The 26,138-nt window shown below is 51.9% G+C and carries 24 protein-coding genes, 1 tRNA gene and 1 pseudogene; 10 read left to right on the top strand and 16 right to left on the bottom strand.

The genetic code is table 11. From position 1 onward, the window contains the following. Positions 1-271: 271 nt before the first annotated feature. From C7B16_RS03490 to C7B16_RS03475, 4 genes are read left to right on the top strand one after another with little or no spacing between them, the layout of a single operon-like run. On the top strand, positions 272-1,939 hold the full coding sequence (locus tag C7B16_RS03490; RefSeq protein ID WP_107179367.1) for an acyl-CoA synthetase FdrA: 1,668 nt from the start codon (positions 272-274) through the stop codon (positions 1,937-1,939). 9 nt (positions 1,940-1,948) lie between these two features. Next, positions 1,949-3,208, top strand: a complete 1,260-nt coding sequence (locus C7B16_RS03485; RefSeq protein WP_107179366.1) for a DUF1116 domain-containing protein — start codon at positions 1,949-1,951, stop codon at positions 3,206-3,208. A 10-nt stretch (positions 3,209-3,218) separates the two neighbouring features. Beyond that, positions 3,219-4,034 (top strand): DUF2877 domain-containing protein, encoded by an 816-nt coding sequence (locus C7B16_RS03480; RefSeq protein ID WP_107179365.1) that lies wholly within the window; start codon positions 3,219-3,221, stop codon positions 4,032-4,034. Then, positions 4,031-4,930, top strand: coding sequence for a carbamate kinase (locus tag C7B16_RS03475; RefSeq protein ID WP_000855393.1), 900 nt, complete (start codon positions 4,031-4,033; stop codon positions 4,928-4,930). Before C7B16_RS03480 ends, C7B16_RS03475 begins: the two co-directional genes overlap by 4 nt. Positions 4,931-5,343: 413 nt before the next feature. Here C7B16_RS03475 and purK read toward each other — a convergent pair whose 3' ends face one another. The 5 genes from purK to ppiB all read right to left on the bottom strand — a co-directional run bounded on the left by purK (position 5,344) and on the right by ppiB (position 8,673). Continuing rightward, positions 5,344-6,411: a 5-(carboxyamino)imidazole ribonucleotide synthase gene (purK, locus tag C7B16_RS03460; RefSeq protein WP_107179362.1), complete on the bottom strand. Its 1,068-nt coding sequence runs from the start codon at positions 6,409-6,411 to the stop codon at positions 5,344-5,346. Next, positions 6,408-6,917, bottom strand: coding sequence for a 5-(carboxyamino)imidazole ribonucleotide mutase (gene purE / locus C7B16_RS03455; RefSeq protein WP_001295318.1), 510 nt, complete (start codon positions 6,915-6,917; stop codon positions 6,408-6,410). Before purE ends, purK begins: the two co-directional genes overlap by 4 nt. 95 nt (positions 6,918-7,012) lie before the next feature. After that, the gene (locus C7B16_RS03445; protein WP_001250482.1) at positions 7,013-7,342 is read right to left on the bottom strand and encodes a hypothetical protein; all 330 of its coding nucleotides are present in this window, start codon (positions 7,340-7,342) and stop codon (positions 7,013-7,015) included. A gap of 111 nt (positions 7,343-7,453) precedes the next feature. After that, positions 7,454-8,176, bottom strand: coding sequence for a UDP-2,3-diacylglucosamine diphosphatase (lpxH, locus tag C7B16_RS03440; RefSeq protein WP_000212261.1), 723 nt, complete (start codon positions 8,174-8,176; stop codon positions 7,454-7,456). A 2-nt stretch (positions 8,177-8,178) separates the two neighbouring features. After that, complete coding sequence (gene ppiB, locus C7B16_RS03435; RefSeq protein WP_000256002.1) at positions 8,179-8,673, bottom strand: peptidylprolyl isomerase B; 495 nt, start codon at positions 8,671-8,673, stop codon at positions 8,179-8,181. 173 nt (positions 8,674-8,846) lie between these two features. Here ppiB and cysS point away from each other — a divergent pair, with 173 nt between their 5' ends. Continuing rightward, entirely contained in the window at positions 8,847-10,232 is a 1,386-nt protein-coding gene (cysS, locus tag C7B16_RS03430; protein WP_000912352.1) for a cysteine--tRNA ligase, read from the top strand. A 41-nt stretch (positions 10,233-10,273) separates the two neighbouring features. Here cysS and C7B16_RS03425 read toward each other — a convergent pair whose 3' ends face one another. From C7B16_RS03425 to C7B16_RS25190, 4 genes are all read right to left on the bottom strand, one after another. Continuing rightward, positions 10,274-10,804, bottom strand: coding sequence for a metal-dependent hydrolase (locus C7B16_RS03425; RefSeq protein WP_107179361.1), 531 nt, complete (start codon positions 10,802-10,804; stop codon positions 10,274-10,276). A gap of 108 nt (positions 10,805-10,912) precedes the next feature. Continuing rightward, a complete protein-coding gene (ybcJ, locus tag C7B16_RS03420; RefSeq protein WP_000190288.1) occupies positions 10,913-11,125 on the bottom strand; it encodes a ribosome-associated protein YbcJ in 213 nt (70 codons plus the stop codon). A gap of 1 nt (position 11,126) precedes the next feature. After that, positions 11,127-11,993 (bottom strand): bifunctional methylenetetrahydrofolate dehydrogenase/methenyltetrahydrofolate cyclohydrolase FolD, encoded by an 867-nt coding sequence (gene folD, locus C7B16_RS03415; RefSeq protein WP_000729173.1) that lies wholly within the window; start codon positions 11,991-11,993, stop codon positions 11,127-11,129. A gap of 52 nt (positions 11,994-12,045) precedes the next feature. Then, positions 12,046-12,168, bottom strand: a complete 123-nt coding sequence (locus C7B16_RS25190) for a hypothetical protein (protein WP_256734171.1) — start codon at positions 12,166-12,168, stop codon at positions 12,046-12,048. A 95-nt stretch (positions 12,169-12,263) separates the two neighbouring features. On the opposite strand from C7B16_RS25190, the gene C7B16_RS03405 reads away from it, so the two are divergent. Then, a tRNA-Arg gene (locus C7B16_RS03405) sits at positions 12,264-12,340 on the top strand. Positions 12,341-12,355: 15 nt separating this feature from the next. Here the strand turns inward: C7B16_RS03405 and C7B16_RS03400 are convergent. Further along, positions 12,356-12,525, bottom strand: a pseudogene (locus tag C7B16_RS03400) (integrase); the annotation flags it as partial. 93 nt (positions 12,526-12,618) lie between these two features. Between C7B16_RS03400 and emrE the strand changes: the two are divergent. After that, positions 12,619-12,951, top strand: a complete 333-nt coding sequence (emrE, locus tag C7B16_RS03395; protein WP_001070455.1) for a multidrug efflux SMR transporter EmrE — start codon at positions 12,619-12,621, stop codon at positions 12,949-12,951. 353 nt (positions 12,952-13,304) lie between these two features. Here the strand turns inward: emrE and C7B16_RS03390 are convergent, their stop codons facing one another. The 6 genes from C7B16_RS03390 to cusR all read right to left on the bottom strand — a co-directional run bounded on the left by C7B16_RS03390 (position 13,305) and on the right by cusR (position 22,993). After that, positions 13,305-13,982, bottom strand: a complete 678-nt coding sequence (locus C7B16_RS03390) for a hypothetical protein (protein ID WP_016248441.1) — start codon at positions 13,980-13,982, stop codon at positions 13,305-13,307. A gap of 658 nt (positions 13,983-14,640) precedes the next feature. After that, entirely contained in the window at positions 14,641-15,531 is an 891-nt protein-coding gene (locus C7B16_RS03385) for a DUF4434 family protein (RefSeq protein WP_107179360.1), read from the bottom strand. Further along, a complete protein-coding gene (nfrA, locus tag C7B16_RS03380; RefSeq protein ID WP_001515934.1) occupies positions 15,532-18,504 on the bottom strand; it encodes a bacteriophage adsorption protein NfrA in 2,973 nt (990 codons plus the stop codon). Then, complete coding sequence (gene nrfB / locus C7B16_RS03375) at positions 18,491-20,728, bottom strand: cyclic di-3',5'-guanylate-activated glycosyltransferase NrfB (RefSeq protein WP_000383933.1); 2,238 nt, start codon at positions 20,726-20,728, stop codon at positions 18,491-18,493. Before nrfB ends, nfrA begins: the two co-directional genes overlap by 14 nt. A gap of 149 nt (positions 20,729-20,877) precedes the next feature. Further along, positions 20,878-22,320, bottom strand: coding sequence for a Cu(+)/Ag(+) sensor histidine kinase CusS (gene cusS, locus C7B16_RS03370; protein ID WP_001284605.1), 1,443 nt, complete (start codon positions 22,318-22,320; stop codon positions 20,878-20,880). Beyond that, on the bottom strand, positions 22,310-22,993 hold the full coding sequence (cusR, locus tag C7B16_RS03365; RefSeq protein WP_000770938.1) for a copper response regulator transcription factor CusR: 684 nt from the start codon (positions 22,991-22,993) through the stop codon (positions 22,310-22,312). Before cusR ends, cusS begins: the two co-directional genes overlap by 11 nt. Before the next feature lie 156 nt (positions 22,994-23,149). Here cusR and cusC point away from each other — a divergent pair, with 156 nt between their 5' ends. Genes cusC through cusB form a run of 3 tightly spaced genes read left to right on the top strand, consistent with a single transcriptional unit; the run spans position 23,150 to position 26,128 of the window. After that, entirely contained in the window at positions 23,150-24,532 is a 1,383-nt protein-coding gene (gene cusC, locus C7B16_RS03360) for a Cu(+)/Ag(+) efflux RND transporter outer membrane channel CusC (protein WP_001515936.1), read from the top strand. 24 nt (positions 24,533-24,556) lie between these two features. Further along, on the top strand, positions 24,557-24,889 hold the full coding sequence (gene cusF, locus C7B16_RS03355) for a Cu(+)/Ag(+) efflux RND transporter periplasmic metallochaperone CusF (RefSeq protein ID WP_000753226.1): 333 nt from the start codon (positions 24,557-24,559) through the stop codon (positions 24,887-24,889). Between the two features lie 15 nt (positions 24,890-24,904). Further along, positions 24,905-26,128 carry a Cu(+)/Ag(+) efflux RND transporter periplasmic adaptor subunit CusB gene (gene cusB / locus C7B16_RS03350; RefSeq protein ID WP_016248445.1) on the top strand — a complete coding sequence of 408 codons (1,224 nt, stop codon included), beginning with the start codon at positions 24,905-24,907 and terminating at the stop codon, positions 26,126-26,128. The last annotated feature ends 10 nt before the right edge of the window (positions 26,129-26,138 follow it).

The raw sequence follows: 26,138 nt of genomic DNA, 5'->3' as shown, positions 1-26,138 counted from the left end.
ATACAGGGAAAATATCTGGATTATGTGATCCAGACAGGCAAAAAAATATAGTTAGAATTTATTTGATAATCCGCCTGTTTTTAATCTGATTTTTAAAATTACGTCGCTTGTTAAAAAATAACACGTAATGCTCTGGCGGTTATTTGATTTATTTTACTAATAATCTCTGTGTGATGTTTATCACCTTATTTACCATCGACCGACGATACCGTAATTGACACATTAATACTGCTCGTGCAATTGCCATGGGTGCAATTTTTAAGGAGTTGTTATGATCCACGCCTTTATTAAAAAAGGGTGTTTTCAGGATTCGGTCAGTTTAATGATTATTTCACGAAAACTCAGCGAATCAGAAAATGTTGATGATGTTTCCGTAATGATGGGTACGCCCGCTAATAAAGCGTTATTAGAGACTACAGGTTTCTGGCATGACGATTTTAATAACGCTACGCCGAACGATATTTGCGTGGCAATTCGTAGCGAAGCGGCGGATGCGGGGATCGCGCAGGCGATTATGCAGCAGCTTGAAGAGGCGTTAAAGCAACTGGCGCAGGGGACGGTCAGCAGCCAGGCGTTAACGCAGGTGCGCCGCTGGGATAGCGCCTGTCAGAAATTACCCGACGCTAATCTGGCGCTGATTTCAGTGGCGGGTGAGTACGCGGCGGAACTGGCTAATCAGGCGCTGGATCGCAACCTCAACGTGATGATGTTCTCCGATAACGTCACGCTGGAAGACGAAATCCAACTCAAAACTCATGCGCGGGAAAAAGGCTTGCTGGTGATGGGACCGGATTGCGGTACGTCGATGATTGCCTCTACGCCGCTGGCTTTCGCTAATGTGATGCCGGAAGGCAATATTGGTGTCATTGGCGCTTCTGGTACAGGGATCCAGGAATTGTGCTCGCAGATTGCGCTGGCAGGGGAGGGGATCTCCCACGCAATTGGTCTGGGCGGGCGCGATCTCAGCCGTGAAGTGGGCGGCATCAGTGCGCTGACGGCGCTGGAAATGCTCAGTGCAGACGAGAAAAGCGAAGTGCTGGCGTTTGTCTCAAAACCGCCAGCCGAAGCCGTGCGCCTGAAAATTGTTAATGCCATGAAAGTAACCGGCAAACCGACGGTGGCGCTGTTTTTAGGTTATACCCCGACGGCGACTCGTGACGAGAATGTGTGGTTTGCCTCCTCGCTGGATGATGCCGCGCGTCTGGCTTGCCTGCTTTCACGCGTTACAGCGCGACGTAACGCGATAGCTCCGGCCAGCAGTGGATTTATTTGCGGCTTGTATACCGGCGGTACGCTGGCAGCCGAAGCGGCGGGATTACTCGCCGGACATCTGGGCGTGCCAGCCGACGATGCCCATCATCACGGCATGATGCTGGACGCTGATGGTCACCAGATCCTCGATCTGGGCGATGATTTCTACACCGTCGGGCGTCCCCATCCGATGATCGACCCGACGTTACGTAATCTGTTGATTGCCGATCTCGGTGCTAAACCACAAGTGCGTGTATTGCTACTCGATGTGGTGATTGGTTTTGGTGCGACTGCCGATCCTGCCGCATCGCTGGTAAGCGCATGGCAACAAGCCTGTGACGCCCGTCCAGATAGTCAACCTCTGTATGCCATTGCCACGGTGACGGGTACTGAACGTGACCCGCAATGCCGTTCGCAACAAATTGCCACACTGGAAGATGCGGGGATCGCGGTGGTCAGTTCACTGCCTGAAGCCGCGTTGCTGGCGGCGGCGCTGATTCATCCGCTTTCGCCAGCCACGCATAAATACACTCCATCATTACTGAAAAACGTCGCTGTGATTAACGCCGGGTTACGCAGTTTTGCGCTGGATCTTCAAAGTGCCAGCAAACCGGTAGTGCATTACCAATGGGTGCCAGTCGCTGGCGGCAATAAAAAACTGGCTCGTTTATTAGAACGTTTGCAATAAGGGGTTCCCATGTTTACATCAGTGGCGCAAGCCAATACTGCGGTTATCGAACAAATTCGTCGCGCTCGTCCACACTGGCTGGATGTGCAACCGGCTTCTTCACTCATTAGCGCGTTAAATCAGGGTAAAACACTGCTTCACGCCGGGCCACCGATGCGCTGGCAGGAGATGACCGGGCCAATGAAAGGAGCGTGCGTGGGCGCATGTCTGTTTGAAGGCTGGGCAAAAGATGAAGCGCAGGCTTTGGCGATGCTGGAGCAGGGGGAAGTGAACTTCATTCCTTGCCACCATGTGAATGCTGTCGGGCCAATGGGCGGTATTACCTCTGCCAGTATGCCGATGCTGGTGGTTGAGAATGTGACCGACGGTAACCGGGCGTATTGCAACCTCAACGAAGGTATCGGCAAAGTGATGCGTTTCGGTGCCTATGGCGAAGATGTTCTGACTCGCCATCGCTGGATGCGCGATGTGTTGATGCCAGTATTAAGCGCCGCGCTGGGGCGCATGGAGCATGGTATCGATCTCACCGCGATGATGGCGCAGGGCATTACGATGGGCGATGAGTTCCATCAACGCAACATTGCTTCCTCAGCACAGTTGATGCGTGCGCTGGCACCGCAAATCGCCCGTCTCGATCACGATAAACAGCAAATCGCGGAGGTGATGGACTTCCTTAGCGTGACCGATCAGTTCTTCCTCAATCTCGCGATGGCCTATTGCAAGGCGGCGATGGATGCAGGTGCGATGATCCGCGCGGGCAGCATCGTTACGGCAATGACCCGCAACGGCAATATGTTTGGGATTCGGGTAAGCGGTCTGGGCGATCGCTGGTTTACTGCGCCAGTTAACACTCCACAAGGTCTGTTTTTCTCCGGCTTCTCGCAGGAGCAGGCGAATCCGGATATGGGCGATAGCGCGATTACCGAAACCTTTGGTATCGGTGGAGCGGCAATGATCGCCGCCCCAGGCGTAACGCGCTTTGTCGGTGCGGGTGGCGTGGAGGCTGCAAGAACGGTATCTGAAGAGATGGCGGAAATCTTCCTTGAACGCAATATGCAGTTGCCGATCCCCGGCTGGGATTTCCAGGGCGCATGTCTGGGGCTGGATATTCGTCGCGTTGTGGAAACCGGCATTACGCCGCTCATCAATACTGGTATCGCCCATAAAGAAGCGGGGATCGGGCAGATTGGGGCAGGCACTGTACGGGCACCGCTGGCCTGCTTTGAACAGGCGCTGGAAGCCCTGGCTGAAAGTATGGGTATTGGTTGAGGAACGCGCGATGACGATCATCCATCCTCTGCTTGCCAGTCGTAGCGCACCAGACTATCGCCAGTCCTGGCGGTTAGCGGGCGTCTGGCGGCGGGCGATTAATCTGCTGACGGAAAGCGGCGAACTGTTAACGCTGCATCGTCAGGGAAGTGGTTTCGGCCCCGGAGGATGGGTGCTTCGCCGCGCGCAATTCGATGCGTTATGCGGTGGATTACGTGGCAATGAACGACCGCAAGTTGTGGCTCAAGGGATTTGCCTCGGGCGTTTTACGGTTAAACAGCCACAGCGTTATTGTTTGCTACGTATTACGCCGCCTGCGCATCCTCAACCGCTTGCCGCTGCATGGATGCAACGCGCGGAGGAAACCGGGCTTTTTGGGCCACTGGTGTTGGCGCTAAGCGATCCGCTACCCGCTGAATTGCGCCAGTTTCGTCACTGTTTTCAGACCGCACTCAATGGCGTTAAGACCGACTGGCGGCACTGGCTGGGCAAAGGTCCGGGATTAACGCCAAGTCATGATGACATGCTGAGCGGAATGCTGCTGGCGGCCTGGTATTATGGCGCTTTAGATGCGCGCTCCGGTCGCCCGTTTTTTGCCTGTTCCGACAATCTTCAACACGTTACCACGGCGGTGAGCGTTAGTTATTTGCGTTACGCCGCCCAAGGCTATTTCGCCTCGCCACTCTTGCACTTTGTTCATGCTCTGAGTTGCCCGAAACGTATCGAAGCAGCGATTGATTCGCTGTTGGCGCTGGGGCATACGTCAGGGGCAGATACGCTGCTGGGGTTCTGGCTTGGTCAACAATTATTACAAGGAACACCATGAAAACACTGGTTGTAGCTCTTGGGGGCAACGCCTTACTCCAGCGCGGTGAGGCGCTGACGGCAGAAAATCAATATCGCAATATTGCCAGTGCTGTACCCGCGCTGGCACGTCTGGCGCGTTCTTATCGGCTGGCGATTGTTCACGGCAACGGGCCGCAGGTGGGGCTGCTGGCGTTACAGAATCTGGCGTGGAAAGAGGTGGAACCGTATCCGCTGGATGTGCTGGTGGCGGAAAGCCAGGGGATGATTGGCTATATGCTGGCGCAGAGTTTGAGCGCACAGCCGCAGATGCCACCGGTGACGACGGTGCTGACGCGCATTGAAGTTTCACCTGATGATCCGGCATTTTCGCAGCCAGAGAAGTTTATCGGTCCGGTTTATCAGCCGGAAGAGCAAGAGTCGCTGGAAACGGCATATGGCTGGCAGATGAAACGCGACGGTAAATACTTGCGCCGGGTGGTGGCATCTCCACAACCGCGTAAAATTCTCGACAGCGAAGCCATTGAGTTGTTGCTCAAAGAGGGGCATGTGGTGATTTGTAGTGGCGGCGGCGGTGTTCCGGTGACGGATGACGGAGCTGGGAGTGAAGCGGTGATTGATAAAGATCTCGCCGCTGCGTTGCTCGCCAGGCAGATTAATGCCGATGGGCTGGTGATCCTCACCGATGCTGATGCGGTATATGAAAACTGGGGAACGCCACAGCAACGCGCCATTCGCCATGCCACACCGGATGAGTTAGCGCCATTTGCCAAAGCCGATGGTTCGATGGGGCCGAAGGTGACGGCGGTGAGTGGTTATGTCAGAAGCCGTGGTAAACCCGCGTGGATTGGTGCGTTATCGCGAATTGAAGAGACGCTGGCGGGCGAGGCGGGAACCTGTATTTCGTTGTCGTCGTAGGCATTTGTGCCTGATGCGATGCTTGACGCATCTTATCAGGCCTACAATTGGTGCCGGATCGGTAGGCCGGATAAGGCGTTCCCGCCGCATCCGGCAATTGGCGCACGATACCTGCTGCGATGCCGGCGCATCTTATCAGGCCTACAATTGGTGCCGGATCGGTAGGCCGGATAAGGCGTTCCCGCCGCATCCGGCAATTGGCGCACGATGCCTGATGCGATGCCGGCGCATCTTATCAGGCCTACAATTGGTGCCGGATCGGTAGGCCGGATAAGGCGTTCCCGCCGCATCCGGCAATTGGCGCACGATACCTGATGCGATGCCGGCGCATCTTATCAGGCCTACAATTGGTGCCGGATCGGTAGGCCGGATAAGGCGTTCACGCCGCATCCGGCAAGAATATGAGCACCAGGTTAACTGAACTTACTCTGCGCCCAAATCACGCCGCTGGCATACTCCGGCGGCAGCAGTGGGATTAATGCTTCCAGCGTCGCGGTCAGACGCGATGTGTCGCTGTCGGTCAAATTCAGATGCCCCACTTTACGACCTGGGCGTACTTCTTTGTCGTACCAGTGCAGATGCACCAGCGGCAGTTTCAGCCAGTCATAGTTCACATCGCTACCAATCAGGTTGATCATCACCGACGGGCTATTAACCACCGGTTGCGGTAACGGCAGATCGGTAATCGCCCGCAGGTGCAGCTCAAACTGGCTGATGCTGGCACCGTTTTGCGTCCAGTGACCGCTGTTATGCACACGCGGAGCCAGTTCGTTGATCAACAGACCTTGCGGGGTGACAAAACACTCCATCGCCATCACACCGACATAACCCAGTTCCTGCATAATCGCTGACAGCATTTCTTCGGCCTGCGCCTGCTGCGGTGCATTGGCCTGCGGGAAAGCCACGCTGGTGCGTAAAATACCGTCCTGATGCAGGTTGTGCGTCAGCGGATAAAACACTGTGCTGCCATCAAAGCCGCGCGCGCCAACCAGTGACACTTCGCCAGAGAAGTTAATGCCCTGCTCGACAATACATTCGCCGTAGCATTCAGCCGGTAACTGTTCGGTTTCATCGGCGCGTAAACACCATTGACCGCGACCGTCATAGCCACCAATACGACGCTTAACAATCGCCAGCTCACCTAAACGATCAAACACCGCAGGCCACTCGCTGCGATCGGCAAGTAACTGCCACGGCGCGGTCGGTAGGTGAAGTTTGTCGAAAAGCTGCTTCTGAGTCAGGCGATCGGCAATAATCGGGAATACATCGCGGTTCACAAAGGCCGGATGGCGCGCCAGCTCGCGAGTTAATGCGGTTTCTGGCCAGCGTTCGATCTCAGCGGTAATCACGCTTTGTTGAAAAGGCACCGCCGCCGGTTCAGCGTCCAGCCCGACCGGCCAGACAGCAATGCCTAACGGTTCGCCTGCCTGGCGCAACATACGGCCTAACTGCCCGTTACCGAGGACGCAAACCTGTTTCATGCCGCACCTCGCGGGTCCGGGTTTTCCAGTACTTCGTCGGTCTGGGCTTTGCGCCAGTCATTCAGACGCTGGTGCAGTTCTTTATCATGAGTAGCAAGAATTTGTGCTGCCAGTAACGCCGCGTTTGCCGCGCCCGCTTTACCAATCGCCAGCGTACCCACCGGAATGCCGCGCGGCATTTGCACGATGGAGTAGAGGCTATCGACACCGCTCAGTGCGGCGCTCTGTACTGGTACGCCCAGCACCGGCACCAGCGTTTTTGCGGCAATCATGCCTGGCAGGTGCGCTGCGCCGCCAGCGCCCGCAATAATCACCTGATAACCGTTCTCTTCGGCGCTTTCAGCGAAGCTGAACAGTTTATCAGGGGTGCGGTGAGCAGATACCACTTCTACGTGGTGCGGGACATTCAGGATTTCGAAGATTTCGGCGGCGAACTGCATGGTAGCCCAGTCGCTTTTGGACCCCATCACGATGGCGACACGCGCCGGATTATTGCGGGAAGACATGCGTCTTAAAACTCCTGTGGTGCACAACTCTCGGCTTTAGAGGGCACAGAGAATAGCACGGAAAGAGAGCAAGGAAAACGGTTGCGTAGGCGGGATTAACCGTCATTTGTTGAGTTTTTAATCTGATCTGCGTGTTGATTATGCGCTCTGGATGAACTGGCAAAGAATGCCCATATCAGCACAATGCTCCACGGAAAAAAGCAAATACCGACAATCAATACAAATCTTTCGACAAAACGTTGGTTATGGGGGCGGGTGAGTACTAAGTAAATGAGCCAGAAATAGACTATCCACGAAATGACCGCTGCAACTACCAGTGACAATACGCCAAAATAGAAGCCGACAAGGCCAAACCAGCTAATACACAGAGGCGCTCCTGCCGTAAGGGCGATGCCAGAAATCAAAAATCCGTTGCAGCGTCGCATAATAATATTCCCTGTTGTTATTTCACTCAGGGACTTATTACCTTGCTGACTCAGAAAAAGATATACAGGTTGCGGTAGTCTGGCGCTTTTTCAGAATCTGTTCATTCGCGGTCAGAAAGGAAAATGGATTAGCTCAACGTCATCTGCCGTGACTTTCACCATCGAACCTTCGGTATGCCAGGCTCCCAGCACGACGCGGAAAGCAGGTTGCGCATTGGCGATGAGTTCATGCACCGCCGGGCGATGCGTATGCCCGTGGATCAGCCATTGCACCTGATGCTTTTCCATCGCACTGACCACCGCGTTTTGGTTAACGTCCATGATCGCCAGCGATTTACTGCTGTTGGCTTCTTTACTGTTTGCGCGCATTCGCGCAGCAATACGTTTACGTAAAAACAGCGGCAGGGCGAGGAATAGCGTTTGCAACCAGGGCTTGTGGACTTTGGCGCGAAAAGCCTGATAACCGACGTCATCGGTGCACAGCGTGTCGCCATGCATAATCAGCACCCGACGGCCATAAAGTTCGAGCACTTTTTCTTCTGGCAATAACGTCATGCCGCTTTCACGGGCAAAGCGTTTGCCGAGCAGAAAATCACGGTTGCCATGAATGAAATAACAGGGAACGCCGGAGTCGGATACCGCTTTGATCGCCGCCGCCATCTGGCGATGAAACGGGCTGGGATCATCGTCGCCAATCCATGCTTCAAACAGATCGCCAAGAATATACAGCGCGTCGGCCTTGCGGGCTTCTCCCGCTAAAAAACGCAGAAAACCGGCGGTGATCGCCGGTTCTTCCACGCAGAGATGAAGATCTGCAATAAAGAGTGTCGCCACGATTACTCGCTAACGGTCACGCTTTCAATGATAACGTCTTCTTTTGGCACGTCCTGGTGCATACCGCTACGACCGGTTGCGACACCTTTGATTTTGTCGACTACGTCCATGCCTTCAACCACTTCGGCAAATACGCAGTAACCCCAACCTTGCAGGCTCTCGCCGGAGAAGTTCAGGAAGTCGTTATCAACCACGTTGATGAAGAACTGGGCAGTTGCAGAGTGCGGAGCCTGAGTACGAGCCATTGCCAGCGTACCACGGGTGTTTTTCAGACCGTTGTTGGCTTCGTTTTTGATTGGCTCTTTGGTGGCTTTTTGCTTCATGCCCGGTTCAAAACCGCCGCCCTGAATCATAAAGCCGTTGATAACACGGTGGAAAATGGTGTTGTTGTAAAAACCTTCGCGGCAGTAGTCCAGGAAGTTTTTAACTGTTTCAGGTGCTTTATCGTCAAAAGTTTTGATGACAATATCGCCGTGATTGGTGTGGAAAGTAACCATTTTTGCATCCTGTTCCGTTTGATTGGTGCTTCAACCCGGTTCGGGTCATATATAGGGTGGTGTTATAGCATAACCGCACGATCGGATCATCTCGCAATGTATGCTGATTCGCGCGGGAAATATGGGTATTATACGCAACTCAATTACCCACACATGTCTAAACGGAATCTTCGATGCTAAAAATCTTCAATACTCTGACACGCCAAAAAGAGGAATTTAAGCCTATTCACGCCGGGGAAGTCGGCATGTACGTGTGTGGAATCACCGTTTACGATCTCTGTCATATTGGTCATGGGCGTACTTTTGTCGCCTTTGACGTGGTTGCGCGTTACCTGCGTTTCCTCGGCTATAAGCTGAAGTATGTGCGCAACATTACCGATATCGACGACAAAATCATCAAACGCGCCAATGAAAACGGCGAAAGCTTTGTGGCACTGGTGGATCGCATGATCGCTGAAATGCACAAAGATTTCGATGCTTTGAATATCCTGCGCCCGGACATGGAGCCGCGTGCAACGCACCATATCGCAGAAATTATTGAACTCACTGAACAACTGATTGCTAAAGGTCACGCCTATGTGGCGGACAACGGCGACGTGATGTTCGACGTACCGACCGATCCAACTTACGGCGTGCTCTCGCGTCAGGATCTCGACCAGTTGCAGGCAGGCGCGCGCGTTGACGTGGTCGATGACAAACGCAACCCGATGGACTTCGTGCTGTGGAAGATGTCGAAAGAGGGCGAACCGAGCTGGCCTTCTCCGTGGGGCGCGGGTCGTCCTGGCTGGCACATTGAATGTTCGGCAATGAACTGCAAACAGTTGGGTAATCACTTTGATATCCACGGCGGCGGTTCTGACCTGATGTTCCCGCACCACGAGAACGAAATTGCCCAGTCCACCTGTGCGCACGATGGTCAATACGTCAACTACTGGATGCACTCCGGCATGGTGATGGTTGACCGCGAGAAGATGTCCAAATCGCTGGGTAACTTCTTCACCGTGCGCGATGTGCTGAAATACTACGACGCCGAAACCGTGCGTTACTTCCTGATGTCGGGTCACTATCGCAGCCAGTTGAACTACAGTGAAGAGAACCTGAAACAGGCGCGTGCGGCGCTGGAACGTCTCTACACTGCGCTGCGTGGCACAGACAAAACCGTTGCTCCTGCGGGTGGCGAAGCGTTTGAAGCGCGCTTTATCGAGGCGATGAATGACGACTTCAACACGCCGGAAGCCTATTCCGTGTTGTTTGATATGGCGCGTGAAGTGAACCGTCTGAAAGCAGAAGATATGGCAGCGGCGAACGCAATGGCGTCTCACCTGCGTAAACTCTCTGCCGTGCTGGGTCTGCTGGAGCAAGAACCGGAGGCGTTCCTGCAAAGCGGCGCACAGGCAGACGACAGCGAAGTGGCTGAGATTGAAGCGTTAATTCAACAGCGTCTGGATGCTCGTAAAGCCAAAGACTGGGCGGCAGCGGATGCGGCGCGTGATCGTCTTAACGAGATGGGGATCGTGCTGGAAGATGGTCCGCAAGGAACCACCTGGCGTCGTAAGTAACACCCTCACTCTTATCCTCTCCCGCAAGGGAGAGGATACGCTCAGCGCAATTTACGCCTGCTCCACCACAATATTCCCATCACTATTATTCCTGGTAGCCATACCCACATTAGCTCTGAAATAATCACCTGATGCCCATATGGCGTGGTGTAACGTGATAACGCAAACGGCGCGACTTTAATCACCTGCCAGGGGGCGAAAAATCGTTCCTCTGACCACGGCCACAACCAGCCAACACCTTTGCCGCCAGTGGTTACCGAATCCAGCAAGCTGTGTGATAGCAGCGATACGGTTAAAAATAGCCAGCAGCGAATCAGCCCCGTCCTGAACCATCGATGCCCAATAAGCACGCATAACAGCGGGACAACAAACGCAAATACCAGCGAATGAGTAAAACCGCGATGGCCAAAAACATTGCCGTAGGCAACGCCAAATTTAGACGACAATACGTCGGCGTCTGGCAGCATCGCCAGGACGATTCCGGCAAATAACAGACGCGGCGGGATGATTTTCGACCCCAACCCTAAACCAATACAAAGGGGGACGGCGGCGTGGGTAATAACGGTTGGCATGATGATTGCTTCGGCAAAATGTTGATGCTAACAGCATGAATGAAAGCAACGAAGAGGGCAAAGGTCTGAAAAGAGAATCGGCCTGCATACAGGCAGGCCGGAATGGGGTCAGGCAACAACCTGTACGCTGTGACCTGCAAAACTCACTGTCTGACCGGCGACGATTTTGCAACGTTTGCGCGTTTCAACTGCGCCGTCGACTTTCACCTGGCCTTCAGCAATCGCGATTTTCGCCTGCGCGCCGCTTTCGCTCCAGCCTTCCAGTTTCAGCAAGTCGCACAGCTCAACGTGCGGATGTTTACCTAAAGAAAATGTCGCCATGTTACTCACCCTGTGGATCATGATATTCAACGCACGCCTGTAGCGTGTTTTCAATCAGCGTGGCAACCGTCATTGGGCCAACGCCGCCGGGAACAGGCGTAATGTATGAGGCGCGCTTAGCCGCTTCTTCAAACACGACGTCGCCCACAACTTTGCCATTTTCCAGACGGTTGATACCGACATCAATCACAATTGCGCCTTCTTTGATCCAGTCACCGGGAATAAAGCCTGGCTTGCCGACGGCGACGATCAACAAATCGGCGTTTTCCACATGATGACGCAGATTTTTGGTGAAGCGGTGAGTCACGGTGGTGGTGCAACCTGCCAGTAGCAGTTCCATGCTCATCGGGCGACCGACGATATTCGATGCACCAATCACCACAGCATTAAGGCCAAAGGTATCAATGTTGTAACGCTCAAGCAGCGTGACGATACCGCGCGGGGTGCAAGGACGCAGGCGCGGCGCACGCTGGCACAGACGACCAACGTTATAAGGATGGAAACCGTCTACGTCTTTGTCCGGGTGAATACGTTCCAGTACTTTGACGTAGTCAATTCCCGCCGGAAGCGGCAACTGCACCAGAATACCATCGATGGTATTGTCGGCATTCAGCGCATCGATAAGCTCAAGCAGTTCTGCTTCGCTGGTGGTTTCAGGAAGGTCATAGGAGCGGGAGACGAACCCGACTTCTTCGCAAGCTTTGCGTTTGCTTGCGACATAAATTTGCGATGCAGGGTTGCTGCCGACCAGCACAACGGCCAGTCCTGGCGCCCGCAGTCCGGCCGCAACGCGTGCCTGAACTTTTTGAGCAACTTCAGAGCGCACCTGCTGCGCAATCGTTTTACCGTCAATAATCTTTGCTGCCATCAGAGAGAGGATTCCATCTGTTACGTAGGTCGAAGGGGATGCGTCTATTTTGTCAGAAGCGTAGCGCGCTGTCAGTTTTCGTTTTCTGAAAAGTAAAACCTTCTGTACCAGGCAGATTAACGCCGATAATGATAACCGCCGTTGGTTTGCCGTCGTAGTGAGATAAATCAGACACGACCGTACACTTGTTCAGCAACCAGTTCAAAAGCCATTGACTCAGCAAGGGTTGACCGTATAATTCACGCGATTACAGCACATCGTGGTATCAATGCGCCCTTAGCTCAGTTGGATAGAGCAACGACCTTCTAAGTCGTGGGCCGCAGGTTCGAATCCTGCAGGGCGCGCCATTACAATTCAACCAGTTACACCTTCTTTACCTCCTTCATAATTTCAGAGTGGACGTATTTGGGGCATCATTACCAAAAATATCGTCTATTTTCCTCGCGTGCTCTGTCAAATGATTAGACGTAAGGTGAGCATATCTACGCACCATTTCTATGGATCCCCATCCGCCCATTCCCTGAAGCACTGATGAAGAGCATCAATGAATGCACCAGGGGGAACCAGTGAGTTAAGTTCGAACTGTAGTACAATTCTCTCCGGTATTAACAGGAATGAATATGCTATGAACCCTTATATTTATCTTGGTGGTGCAATACTTGCAGAGGTTATTGGTACAACCTTAATGAAGTTTTCAGAGGGTTTTACACGGTTATGGCCCTCTGTTGGTACAATTATTTGTTACTGTACATCATTCTGGTTATTAGCTCAGACGCTGGCTTATATTCCTACAGGGATTGCTTATGCTATCTGGTCAGGAGTCGGTATCGTCCTGATTAGTTTACTGTCCTGGGGATTTTTCGGCCAACGGCTGGATCTTCCAGCCATTATAGGCATGATGTTGATTTGTGCCGGAGTGTTGGTAATTAACTTATTGTCACGAAGCGCACCACATTAAAAATAGTTTCGTTCGAGTTTAATGAAATACGTCAGCTCGTATGTTTATACGGGCTGCTTTTTTATACTGCGGGTAAATGTTTTTTGGCAAGTGGAGCAGGGGATTACCATATTTGTGTTCTGAATAGCAATAACAAAGTTGTAGGCAAGAAATACTGTCGGCATTTTGTGATTAAATGGTTTATAGCAATATAACAAGAAACTCTTAAGTCTGTTTGTTTTTTAAACTTCATCCACATCGTGGATAAATATGAGAACCACCCGCTGAACAGGTGGTTTTACGTAAGTTAAATTTTATAATTTCAGTGAATGTTTACGCTACAATAATACAAATGATAGTGGACAAAAACACAATCAGGCGATGGATTCACCGTAGGATGCAACTGCCTGAGCGGTGAAACCCACGCTCAATTCCTGTCTGACCCCATCATTTTTAAGCCAATAATAAATATTATCTTCTTTATTAAAAGCGTAAATTCTACAAATGCCCGCACATTCACTATTTGTTTTCCATCCACTATTAGCTACATCGCCCCATTCCTGGTAAAGTCCTGCGTTAACTTCTCGCTTAATAATATGCCCTGAATCATGATCATTATAATCGTAACTATCGATATCCTGCGCTTCGGGAAATTCTCCGTTCATTTTTTTAACCCACGGTAAAATATCTTTAACTGAATCATAAGCTTCAATGCTGTATTTGAAAAAACGCTTCACGGTAAAAATATAAATACCGGCAGATTTGTTCGTTGATTTATCAGTAGCGAAAATGGCAAAAATATTCCCGATGCACTTTTCGTCAACGTCAGGAAAAGTTACTGTGCCATCCTGACTGATCGCCAGAACATTATTGTCTGCATCAGTGCTACAGCTCCATTTTACCTTGCCATTATTAACCGGGTCATTATCAATGACCATCTTAAAGGTGGCACCTGGAAACAAGCAGTTAGGGAAATGGTAACCATTCGTCATATCATTTTTAATATCATAGATATGGTTGTCAACTAAAACGCCTGTAATTTTACTCATCATTGACTCTCTTTGTTTATTAAATAAAAGGTTTTATTCCTGTGTAAAGGAATATGCTGATATTAATGCGCTTGATGAATAATTGTTCTTATTTAAAAGTTATATAGCGGTATAAATATGATTATATAATCCCTCTGAGTAGTGGTTACGCCGCTTATTTGTGTTATGTACGGGAATATCTGGAAAGTGCTAAATCGTCGCAAGCGTAATCCTGAGCCGAAGCATTGCAAGATCTGATGGCAACTATCATGTGGTGACAAATGGTAAAGCGGGTAATGATGTTTATTGTGAATATAATGGTGTAACCGCTGATAAGAATATTTGATTGGAGGGCAGATAATTAAAAGATAACGTATGAAAGAATGAGCTTTGAAGTTTCATGACAAACAGCAGTTTAAAACCTTCCGGTTATCTATTGACCGGTAGGAGAATGAAGACCTCCAGAACAAACAGTTAGTCGATGAAATTAGTTTCACCTATATTCTTCCTTTAACGCCTCCTCTTTCGCAAATTACACTATCACTTTTTGATCGCGGTTTGGTTAAATAATTGAAAAACGTCAGACGCATAAAATGCGTTGAAAACTGAGAATTAATACAGACAGGATTCTGATCAGGCAAGTGAAAAGGAAGGGAGCAAGCAAAGTTGCTCCCTTAAACAATTAATACTCGAGGATGCCACGCGCGACGGGCAAATAGCGCAGAGAGAAATAGAGTGCGTCTTTGCCACAGGCGGAACGTTTTGCTAGTAGCGAGGCGATCTCCGCATTCGGTTTTGGTTTAGCTGCAAACGTTTTACCTTTGCCCGCGACAAACAACTCATAAACAATGCCGCTGGCGGGTGAGGCAGTTTGGCAATCTGCGCTGGCTTGCAGATAACGGTCACGCTGTTCGGCGGTGAGTTTATCAACGCCGCCGCCATCCTGTACCCAGACATTAACGCCTGTCGTTCTAACTTGTTCCAGCAGTTGCCGATAGCCATCGGGCGACATATTGCCAGCGAAAAAGCTACTGATATAAACCGGTTTTGCTGAAACATCGCTAATCAGTCGCTGCGTATTGTTTAACCATTTTAGTAAAGGTTGTCGGGCGGCTTCACTGCGCCAGTTCAGATCGTCAATTTCCGCACTGATGTACCAGCCATCCGGCGTTACGCCAGGCGCGGCACGCCATAATCTGGCTTGCTGGAGATCGGCGGCCAGCAGGCGATTAAGGTAGCTTTCCAGCGCTGCAGATGACTGCTTCTGATGCAGAAAAAATTCCGGATCGGCGTTCAGACCAACAATCAGCTTCAGACCAGCCTGTTGCGCTGCTGCGGCACGCTTAAACAATAACGCGCGCTGTTCTGGCTGGGTGAATGCATCGCCATAACGAGTCCATTGCAGAATCAGGGTGTCGAAGCCCTGGAGACGCAACTGACTCATCAGTCCCTGCCACTGGGCGTCGGTGACCTGACTGTCACGGTTTTGCGGTTGCCAGATAATACCTTTCATTGCAAAGGAAAAAGGGCTGACCAGGAGCAGTGTCAGCAATACGAAAATGAACTTACGCATTTACCAGTGCACTCCAATGGTGAGAAACGCGTTGTTGCGCTCCCCGCTACGTTGATTAATCACCTTAAAGGTATGCTGATATTCGACGCCGAGACTGACTTTGTGCGGCCAGGCATCGTAATGCGTCTCGCCGGTCCAGATATTCCAGCGCACGCCGACGCCACCAAGCTGTGCGCCCTGAGTGCCTTTATCACGATAGCCGTTATCCTGTATGTGAGCGTAAGGTTCGATTGTCTGCCCGTTCGCGACTTTCTGATGCCAGCTCACACGGTAATCAGCCGTCCACGCCTGAATATCCTGGCGGACATATTGCGCCGCATCGAGATACAGGTTTTGGGCAAACCAGCCTGAACCGTTCGGGTGCCACTCATCGCTGTATTTACCGCCGTTAAAGAACGAGGCGCTGGCACGCAGCATGGTGTCGGAGGTGCCATTTTGCCCATTCAGCGGGAACTGCTGTTCAACGGCAAGGAAAAAGATCTGATCGCGCAGCGGCTTCCAGCGCAGGCCGGTGCCGGACATCGGATTTTTCACCGGCATCACTACACCGTTTTCTCCGGTATCGGCAAACACACGGCTGTAAACCGAAAGCAGGTCGCCTTCCAGCAGTATATTGCGCCCGATGCGGTATTCGGCTTCCAGTTGTCCGTAGCTACGATAGCTTTTACCTGGCGCAGCGCCACCGACGTTATTGCTAGCTGAACTCATCGCGCCGGAACGCAAGCCGATGGAGGAATCGAAACTGAACGTCCAGCGGCGACCGACGTCCTCATGCAGACGACGGAAATTGAAGCGTTGCTGATTTTGTTCCGGTGTCAGCGGTGTAATCAGCGCCTGGTTATCAATGTCATCAATCACCAGCCGGGCGTAGTGTTGCGTCGCAGGCATATCATCCAGACGCTGATTCACGTAAGCCAGTTGTCTGATGAGTGCCGGATCGTCCGGTAGCCCTTTATGCGCCTGTTCCAGCATCTCCCGCGACTGCGCGATATCGCCGCTATCCCACAAGGCGTAACCGAGCGCCGCCTGGGTATTGCTGTTATTCGGTTCCAGTTCCAGAGCGGCGCGCAAATCGCTCACTGCCGCTGAGACATTATGACGTTGCCGATAAATCGTCGCCCGCGCAACGTAAGCGTTAGCTGAAGGCGCAATGTTAATTGAGCGAGTGAGATCGTTCAGTGCAAGTTCTGGCTGAGCAGGAATATAACGTTGTGCATGTAGCCACCAATACTGAGCATTGTTGCCCAGCCCGCGTTGTTCTGCCTGCTGAAGCCAGCGATCGCGAGCCGTGCCATTTCCAGCCGCCTGGGCGGTATTGGCGGCAGCGAGCAGATCTTCATTGCTCATGTCGTGAAGACTGATTTTCTGCCAGGCCGCCAGTGCGGTGGCGTAGTCTTCAACCTGATACGCCTGATAGGCCACCGCGCGATGTTGCCACGCGTTCGGTTGCCGTTTTTCTGCCTGAAGCCATGCATACAACGCCACACCAGGTAGCGTCTCCCGATAACACTTCGCCAGACGGTTCCAGGCGGCTGCATCGTAAGTCGGTGACATATCGCCCAGTAAACGGACGATTGCCGGGCAATTGTCAGCAATACCCGGCAACTGGCTTTGCCACTGGCGTTGCGCCGCCAGCGGCAACGGTTTCGATAAAATCGCCACTTTCGCTGGCGTTGCCAGGTAAGGATGACTTTCCAACAGAGACGCCAGCCGCGTCATTAACGTATGGCTGGCGCTTGCATCGCCCTGGAAAGGGTAGCGTTGCAGTAACAAATCGGCAGCTTCACGTGACTGTCCGTTCTGCATCAGTTGCCAGGTCAGTTGATCCAGGCGCGTAAGATTTGCTGGTTCTCGCTGATACAGCAACCGCGCCAGACGTAGTGCTTCAACTCTGTTGTGGGTTGCCACACTGACGGCATAACGCTCTTCAAGCATTTCATTGGCGGGGAGGGTGGCGAGCAGTTTTTGCGCCGCGTCGTACTGACCCTCTTTTAACAGCTCCGGAAGCGTTGCGCCAATAACGTACTGGCGGTTATCGGCAAACTGTACCGTGTAATTCGCCAACGCTTGCACCGGAGTGTCACTGTATTTTGATAACAGATAGAGCCAGCTTTTCTCTTGTAAGTCAGTAGTGAACAGAGGTTTGTTTTCAGCGAGATAACGCTGGAGGCGTGCTTTTTCACCACGATAAGCCAGTGCGGTCGCGTAAGTAATATACGACTGTGGATCGGTGAAGATCCCCACTGATTGCAGCGCCAGGATCCGATCATCCAGATGCCCGGCAAGAAGCACGTCAAACCACTGACGGCGCTCTGCTGCGCTTAATGTATTCTGCTGGCGTGCTTCATTGTATAGCGTATCCGCCTGGGACCATTGTTTCAGGTAGATTGCGCGTTGCAGCAGATCGGTACGTAACGTTTTTCCTTCCGGCGATGCGGCAAACGTCGCATCGTTCAGTTGCGCTTTGGCAACAGATAACTGTGCCAGCCGCAGCGCATTCTGCCCAACTTCACTGCGGCAACGCAGAGTCGGCGCAGCATCGCACGCTTTTTGCTGTGCCAACAGCTCCTCGACGGTATTCACTGTTTTGACTTCCACAGGAATTGCCGCAAGGCTACGTTGAAGCCGGGCATCGCCGGGAGTTCGTTTAAGCTGATCCTCAAGCAACAGCCGCGCGCGGTCATCATGACCAAAATGGCGATAGGCTTCTGCCAGATATAAAGTCAGCGGAATATTATCCGGCACCTGCTGATGAATATATTCAAATTCACGGATGGCGGTTGCTTCGTCGTTATTTTTCTGTGCTTTCAGCGCCTTATCGAGGCGGGGATAAATAACAAAATGGCGATAGTCGCTAAGCCCCAGCTCTTTGGCGCTGGTGCCAATATTGTCTGCGAGTGCGCCAGTACTCAATAAAGACGTCAGCAGTAAACCAGACCATCCGATGATGCGATTAAGGTTATTTTCCTTCATTTTCGGACTCCAGTTGCGCAACCTGTTCTGTGGTTAAACCTGCTTTGAGTAATAGAGATTGCATCGAAACTTGTAATTCGCGTTGAATTGTCAGTACGCGATCCAGCGTTTCCTGGCTGATGACACCTTCAGTAACCAAAAATTTGCCGAGCGGCAGAGAGCTGCGTTCATGACGCAGTAGCAGCACATTAATCGCTGAACGATTAATATGGCCGAGTGTGGTCAGTATTTCGGCAAACAGGAACTGATGCGGCACATATTGCTGCCAAATATCGCTGGCCTGTTGTTCTGTGAGCCACTGATGCTGAACCGCATTGTACAACATTGCCCGCGGATCGTGACCGCGGCGGCGTGCATACCAGTGGCGTAATCCGGTGACAATTTGCCCGCGCAGAACAATGACGTAGCGCACTTTACGTCCAACCTTGCGCGTCAGTGCCGCCAGTGACACCGGATCAATGCCGTCTTCACTACCGACAATTAACTCATCATTTTCCAGACGCAGCGGCAGCACCGCATAATGCAGTGCTACGGAAGCCGGCATTTCGGCAATCAGCGAGGAAGGGATCTGCCAGGCATCGATCGATTCCCACGCCACACCGTTTTGCTCCGCCAGTGCCTGCGCCAGTTGCTCTGCGCTGATCAACCCCTGCATCAGCATCGAACCGCCGAGACGCAGACCTTCGACGCGATTACGCAGTGCTGTATCGAGTTGTTCTTCGGTGATGACCTGATTTTCCAACAAAATTTGACCTAACGGGCGCAACGAACGGGTATCGCCAGTCACGCTGGGGAAATCGTGCGTCGTTTTATCCCACGCTACGCGACGCGGATCGCCATGTTGAAGCACCTGTTTCAACGCGCGCCAGTTAGCCATAAAGTTAATCAGGTTGCCCCAGAATAGCCGCAGGACGGATAGCAGGCCCTGCGTCAGGCCGTAGTAACCGGTGACAAAAATCACCCGCTGCACAATACGGTTAACCATCAAGCCAAAGTTTAGCCATAGCAGGGTCATTAACCATGCGCTGCCGCTGAAAATAGAAAGAAAATGCCAGGCATCAGGCCATAAACTTTCATATGCCAGTAACAGCAAAAGTTGGATCATCACCAGCATCGCGAGGAAACTAACAAAGTTGCTGATTGCCCCTTTGCGGTCACGCCAGAGAAAGTAGTTGAGTGTCAGGCTGGAAGTCCATTTATGGGTTTTAAATCCCTGGAAAACAATGCCGATGATCCAGCGAGACTTTTGCCGTACTGCGGTGGAAAAGGTATCGGGGAAATATTCGCGCACGCAGATCATGTTTGACGTCCGCGCGTGCTGTAAAAATTTACGCTGCTCGCGTTCTTTAGCTTCGTCCACCACCGGAAAACGGACAAAAATCTCCGTCATTCCTTTCTCTTTCAGGCGGAAACCAATGTCGTAATCTTCGGTGAGACTTTGCACGTCAAAAGCAATGCCGTCACCGTCAGCCAACAGCGCGGTCACGGCGCGGCGACTGAAACAGGTGCCAACACCTGCGCTGGGCACCTGTCCGGCTAGGGCTTCACGCACCGGAACATCTTTGCCATGCAGTTCGGAAAACTCATCGATATAGGTCATGCTGGTGAAGTGCGTCCATTCGCGTTCGAACGGATACACCGGGATCTGAATCAGATCCTTACGCTCGACAAGGTAGTTGAACAGACGCAGTTCCATTGGCGAAATCACATCTTCGGCGTCATGCAGAATAAAACCCGCAAAGGCGAAATTGGCGCTTCGCTCAAACTGGGTGATGGCGTCCAGCACATTGTTCAGACAATCTGCTTTGCTGGTGGGGCCAGGACGTGCGCAGACCACCTTATGCACGTTCGGGAAGCGAGCACACACTTCGTCAACATCACGCTGAGTATCGGGGTCGTTCGGGTAAGTGCCGACAAAGATATGATAGTTTTCATAGTCGAGCGTGGTTGCCGCCAGCTCGGCCATATTGCCGATGACGCCAGTTTCATTCCACGCCGGAACCATAATCGCTAACGGTTTTTCATCTGGTTTGTACAGTTCGCGGTAACTCATTCGTGGGTAGCGCCGATAAACACTCAACTTGCGCTTAATGCGACGAACCCAGTAGACGACATCAATGAAAAAATCGTCCAGTCCGCTGATGAACATTATGACCGCTAACGTTATCGCGATTACTTTTAAGCCATAAAGCCAGGTAGCAAAAACATCAAGAAGCCAGTCCACGCCAAAACCTTACATTAACGCTGCTTATGTTTAGGGTGGCGTATATTAAGGTTTTTTATGAATTGTGACAGCTTTTTACCATTAATAGGTATGACTATTGCGGCACGTTATTTTTACACTGGTGATAAAAGTTGCTGTTTGCTGAATGATTAAGCGGGTAATGAGATCACAAACCTTGTCCCACGCGCATCTGACGTTACCGCAACCGTGCCTTTATGCGCGACAACAATCGATTTCACAATCGCCAGGCCAATGCCGCTACCTTCACCTTTTCGTTGGCGGGAGGGGTCAACGCGGTAGAAGCGGTCGAACAATCGCGGTAAGTGTTCGGGCGGAATGGGCGTACCGGGGTTTTCGACGGTAACCTGTACCTGGCGATCGGTAGTCTGGCAACGCACTACAATTGCCTCTCCGGGCGGCGTATAACGCAGGGCGTTAGAAAGCAGGTTGCTTAACGCCCGACGCAACATCAACGGATCGCCCGCGACCTGACACTTGTCGCCAACAAATCGCAGTTCCACGCCGCGATCTTCCGCTAACGCCTCGAAAAAATCGAAAACTTTGCTGACTTCATCTGCCAGGTTGAGCATTTTCTTTTCCGGGATTAGCTGGTTGTTATCGGCCTGGGCGAGAAACAGCATATCGCTGACCATTTTCGCCATTCGCGTCAACTCTTCCAGATTAGAGTAGAGCACATCTTCCAGTTCCTTCTGGCTGCGCGACTGACTCAGGGCAATTTCCGTTTGCGTCACCAGATTCGTAATTGGCGTGCGAATTTCGTGGGCGATATCTGCCGAGAAGTTGGACTGGCGGGTAAAGACATCTTCAATACGTTCAATCATATGATTAAACGACAGCACCAGTTGCTCCAGCTCAATCGGCACGGTCTGCGGGTCCAGGCGAACGTCGAGATCTTTCGAAGTGATATTCTGGATCTGGCGGCTGACGCTGCGGATCGGCGCGTGACCTTTATGTACCGCCAGCAGCACGATAAAGACGATCAGGATGCTGATGATCGATGCAGTCATTACAAGTTTATTCATCAAATCATTTATGTAATGAAGATGAAAATCGATCGACAGCGCAATGTAGAGCGTATAAGCCGGTTTGCCGTCCACCAGCGGGCCAACCGACAAGTTAATCATCCGCCAGTTGCTGTGTTCCCTATGCCCGTGACCGTGGCCCGGCATCATAATCGTCGGGCCGGAGAGGAGATACACCTCACCACCACGTGCGTCTTTATCGGGTATGGCATCGCGTGCAAACTCGCGGATATCCGGCGCGCCTGGGGAGTGATATACCGTTTTACCGTGGCTATCTGCCAGGGAAATCAAGACGTTGGAATAACCACTGACGATATCTTCCAGCGTCATTAAGCGTCGGGCTTGTGTCTCGTCAGGGTGATTAAGTACCCGTTCAAGGGTGGTGCTAATCTCTTTTAAATCATTAATATCCTGCTCAGCAAAATGGACTTTTACCGAGTGGATCATGATCCATGCAAAGGCGAAAAATGCCGCGATGGTGGCAAGGCTGATAAAAAAGGTCAGGCGGGTTGCCAGCGAAAACGGGCGCTGAAATGGCTTATTGGCCATCCGGCACCTCAAGCATGTAACCCACGCCACGCACGGTTTGAATCAGCTTTGGCTCAAAATCATTGTCGATTTTGCCGCGCAGTCGCTTCACCGCCACATCAATGGCGTTGGTGTCGCTGTCAAAATTCATGTCCCATACCTGTGAAGCGATAAGCGAGCGGGGCAGTACTTCGCCCTGATGACGGAGGAAAAACTCCAGCAGGGTAAATTCTTTACTGGTCAAAGTGATACGCGTGCCGCTACGGGTGACTTTGCGGCTGACAAGATCGACCATCAGGTCGGCAACCTGAAACTGGCTTTCGATAATCACCGCCGCTCCGCGCCGCAGTAAGGTGCGCACCCGCGCCAGTAGTTCAGCAAAAGCGAATGGCTTCACCAGATAATCATCCGCTCCCAGCTCCAGCCCCTTGACGCGATGTTCAATCGTACCCAGCGCGCTGAGCAGCAGAATCGGCATCCCTTTGTTGGCAGAACGCAACATGCGCACGATATCCCAGCCGTTCACGTCTGGCAGCATAATATCGAGGATTATCAGGTCGTAATCTCCAGTCATCGCCAGATGGTAGCCGTTAAGTCCGTTATCGGCCAAATCGACCACAAAACCGGCTTCGGTTAACCCTTTGGTCAGATATTCGCCGGTTTTCTTTTCATCTTCGACAATCAACAGTTTCATGTTTCCTCCGCATACTGCCCGGCCAATTCTAGAGGAGCGCGATCAGATGGCAATCGCTTATTGGCAAAATGACAATTTTGTCATTTTCCTGTCACCGGAAAATCAGAGCCTGGCGGGTAAAGTTGGCGGCATAAAATCACCAGAAATTATGCGCCTATGTCTCATTGTAAACTCCTGACACTTTGTGTGGCCCTCGCGCTAAGTGGTTGCTCACTGGCACCGGATTATCAGCGCCCGGCAATGCCCGTGCCGCAGCAGTTTTCGTTAAGTCAGAACAGCCTGATCAACCCGGTCGATAATTATCAGAGTGCGGGCTGGCGCACCTTTTTTGTTGATAATCAGGTGAAGACGCTGATTAGCGAGGCGCTGGCGAATAACCGGGATTTGCGTATGGCGGCGCTAAAAGTGCAGGAGGCGCGGGCGCAATATCGACTGACCGATGCCGATCGCTACCCGCAACTCAACGGCGAGGGTAGCGGCAACTGGAGCGGTAATCTTAAAGGCAATACCGCCACGACACGGGAGTTCTCGACTGGCCTTAACGCCAGTTTTGACCTCGATTTTTTCGGTCGCTTAAAGAACATGAGCGAAGCCGAGCGACAAAATTATTTAGCTACTGAGGAAGCCCGGCGCGCGGTGCATATTCTGCTGGTTTCGAATGTCGCGCAAAGCTATTACAACCAGCAACTGGCTTATGCGCAATTGCAAATAGCCGAAGAAACGCTGCGTAATTATCAACAGTCATATGCGTTTGTCGAAAAACAACTGTTAACCGGTAGCAGCAATGTTCTGGCGCTGGAACAGGCTCGCGGGGTGATTGAAAGTACCCGTAGCGATATTGCTAAACGTCAGGGGGAACTGGCGCAGGCGAATAATGCGTTGCAACTGTTATTGGGACGCTACGGCAAGCTGCCGCAAGCGCAGGCAGCAAACAGCGACAGCTTGCAAAGCGTTAAATTACCGGCGGGTTTGTCATCGCAAATCTTATTGCAACGCCCGGATATTATGGAAGCCGAACATGCATTAATGGCGGCCAATGCCAATATTGGCGCTGCACGCGCGGCATTTTTTCCGTCTATAAGCCTGACCAGCGGAATATCAACCGCCAGCAGCGATCTGTCGTCATTATTTAACGCCAGCAGCGGGATGTGGAATTTTATCCCCAAAATTGAGATCCCCATTTTTAATGCCGGACGTAACCAGGCCAATCTGGATATCGCTGAAATTCGCCAGCAGCAGTCGGTGGTGAATTATGAACAGAAAATCCAGAACGCCTTTAAAGAAGTGGCCGATGCGCTGGCGTTACGCCAAAGCCTGAATGATCAAATCAGCGCTCAGCAGCGTTATCTGGCGTCGTTGCAAATTACCCTGCAACGGGCGCGGACGTTATATCAGCACGGCGCGGTAAGTTATCTGGAAGTGCTGGATGCCGAACGTTCTTTATTTGCTACCCGACAAACCTTACTCGACCTGAATTATGCCCGTCAGGTTAACGAAGTTTCCTTATATACCGCTCTGGGTGGCGGTTGGCAGCAATAATTTTTTAACTCCAGGAGATATAAAATGAAAAAGACACTGCAAGTCGCAATGTTCAGTCTGTTTACTGTTATTGGCTTTAATGCGCAGGCTAACGAACATCATCATGAAACGATGAGCGAAGCACAACCGCAGGTAATTAGCGCCACCGGTGTGGTAAAAGGTGTTGATCTGGAAAGCAAAAAAATCACTATCCATCACGATCCGATTGCTGCCGTGAACTGGCCGGAGATGACCATGCGTTTTACCATCACCCCGCAGACGAAAATGAGCGAAATTAAAACCGGCGACAAAGTGGCGTTTAATTTTGTCCAGCAGGGCAACCTTTCTTTATTACAGGATATTAAAGTCAGCCAGTAACCCAGGTTTAATGAAATGAAAAAAATCGCGCTTATTATCGGCAGCATGATCGCGGGCGGTATTATTTCCGCGGCAGGTTTTACCTGGTTTTCCCAGGCGGAACAGCCAGCAGAAAAAACACCAACCGCAGAACGTAAAATTTTATTCTGGTATGACCCGATGTATCCCAATACGCGGTTCGATAAACCGGGTAAATCGCCGTTTATGGATATGGATCTGGTGCCGAAATATGCCGATGAAGAGAATTCTGCGTCTGGTGTGCGTATTGACCCGACCCAGACGCAGAATCTGGGGGTGAAAACGGCCACCGTCACGCGCGGGTCGTTGACGTTTGCCCAGAGTTTCCCGGCAAACGTCAGTTACAACGAGTATCAGTTTGCTATTGTGCAGGCCCGCGCCGCCGGGTTTATCGACAAGGTTTATCCGCTTACCGTGGGCGATAAAGTGAAAAAGGGCGCGCCGCTTCTCGAGCTGACTATTCCCGACTGGGTGGAAGCGCAGAGTGAGTATTTACTGCTACGTGAAACCGGCGGTACGGCGACCCAGATCGAAGGCATTCTTGAGCGGCTGCGACTGGCGGGAATGCCGGAGGCCGATATTCGCCGCTTGATCGCCACGCAAAAAATCCAGACTCGCTTTACGCTCAAAGCGCCCATTGATGGCGTGATCACCGCGTTTGATCTGCGCGCGGGAATGAATATCGCCAAAGATAACGTGGTAGCGAAAATTCAGGGTATGAACCCGGTGTGGGTCACTGCCGCGATCCCGGAGTCCATCGCCTGGCTGGTGAAAGATGCCTCGCAGTTTACGCTCACCGTTCCGGCGCGACCCGATAAAACGCTCACCATTCGCAAATGGACGCTGCTACCCGGCGTGGATGCCGCGACCCGCACGCTGCAACTGCGTCTGGAAGTCGACAACGCCGAAGAGGCGCTAAAACCGGGAATGAACGCCTGGTTGCAACTCAATACCGCCAGCGAACCGATGCTGCTGATTCCGTCACAGGCGCTGATCGACACCGGCAGCGAACAGCGGGTGATTACCGTTGATGCCGACGGGCGTTTTGTTCCGAAACGCGTTTCCGTTTTCCAGGCATCACAAGGTATCACCGCGCTACGCTCTGGTCTGGCGGAAGGTGAAAAGGTGGTTTCCAGCGGGCTGTTTCTGATTGATTCCGAAGCCAATATTTCTGGTGCGCTGGAGCGGATGCGCTCTGAAAGCGCTACCCATGCGCATTGAGGGAATAACC

The sequence above is a fragment of the Escherichia sp. 20412-1 genome (genome assembly GCF_003027595.1).
Taxonomy (GTDB): Bacteria; Pseudomonadota; Gammaproteobacteria; order Enterobacterales; family Enterobacteriaceae; genus Escherichia; species Escherichia marmotae.
This window is presented reverse-complemented; position numbering and strand designations above follow the sequence as displayed.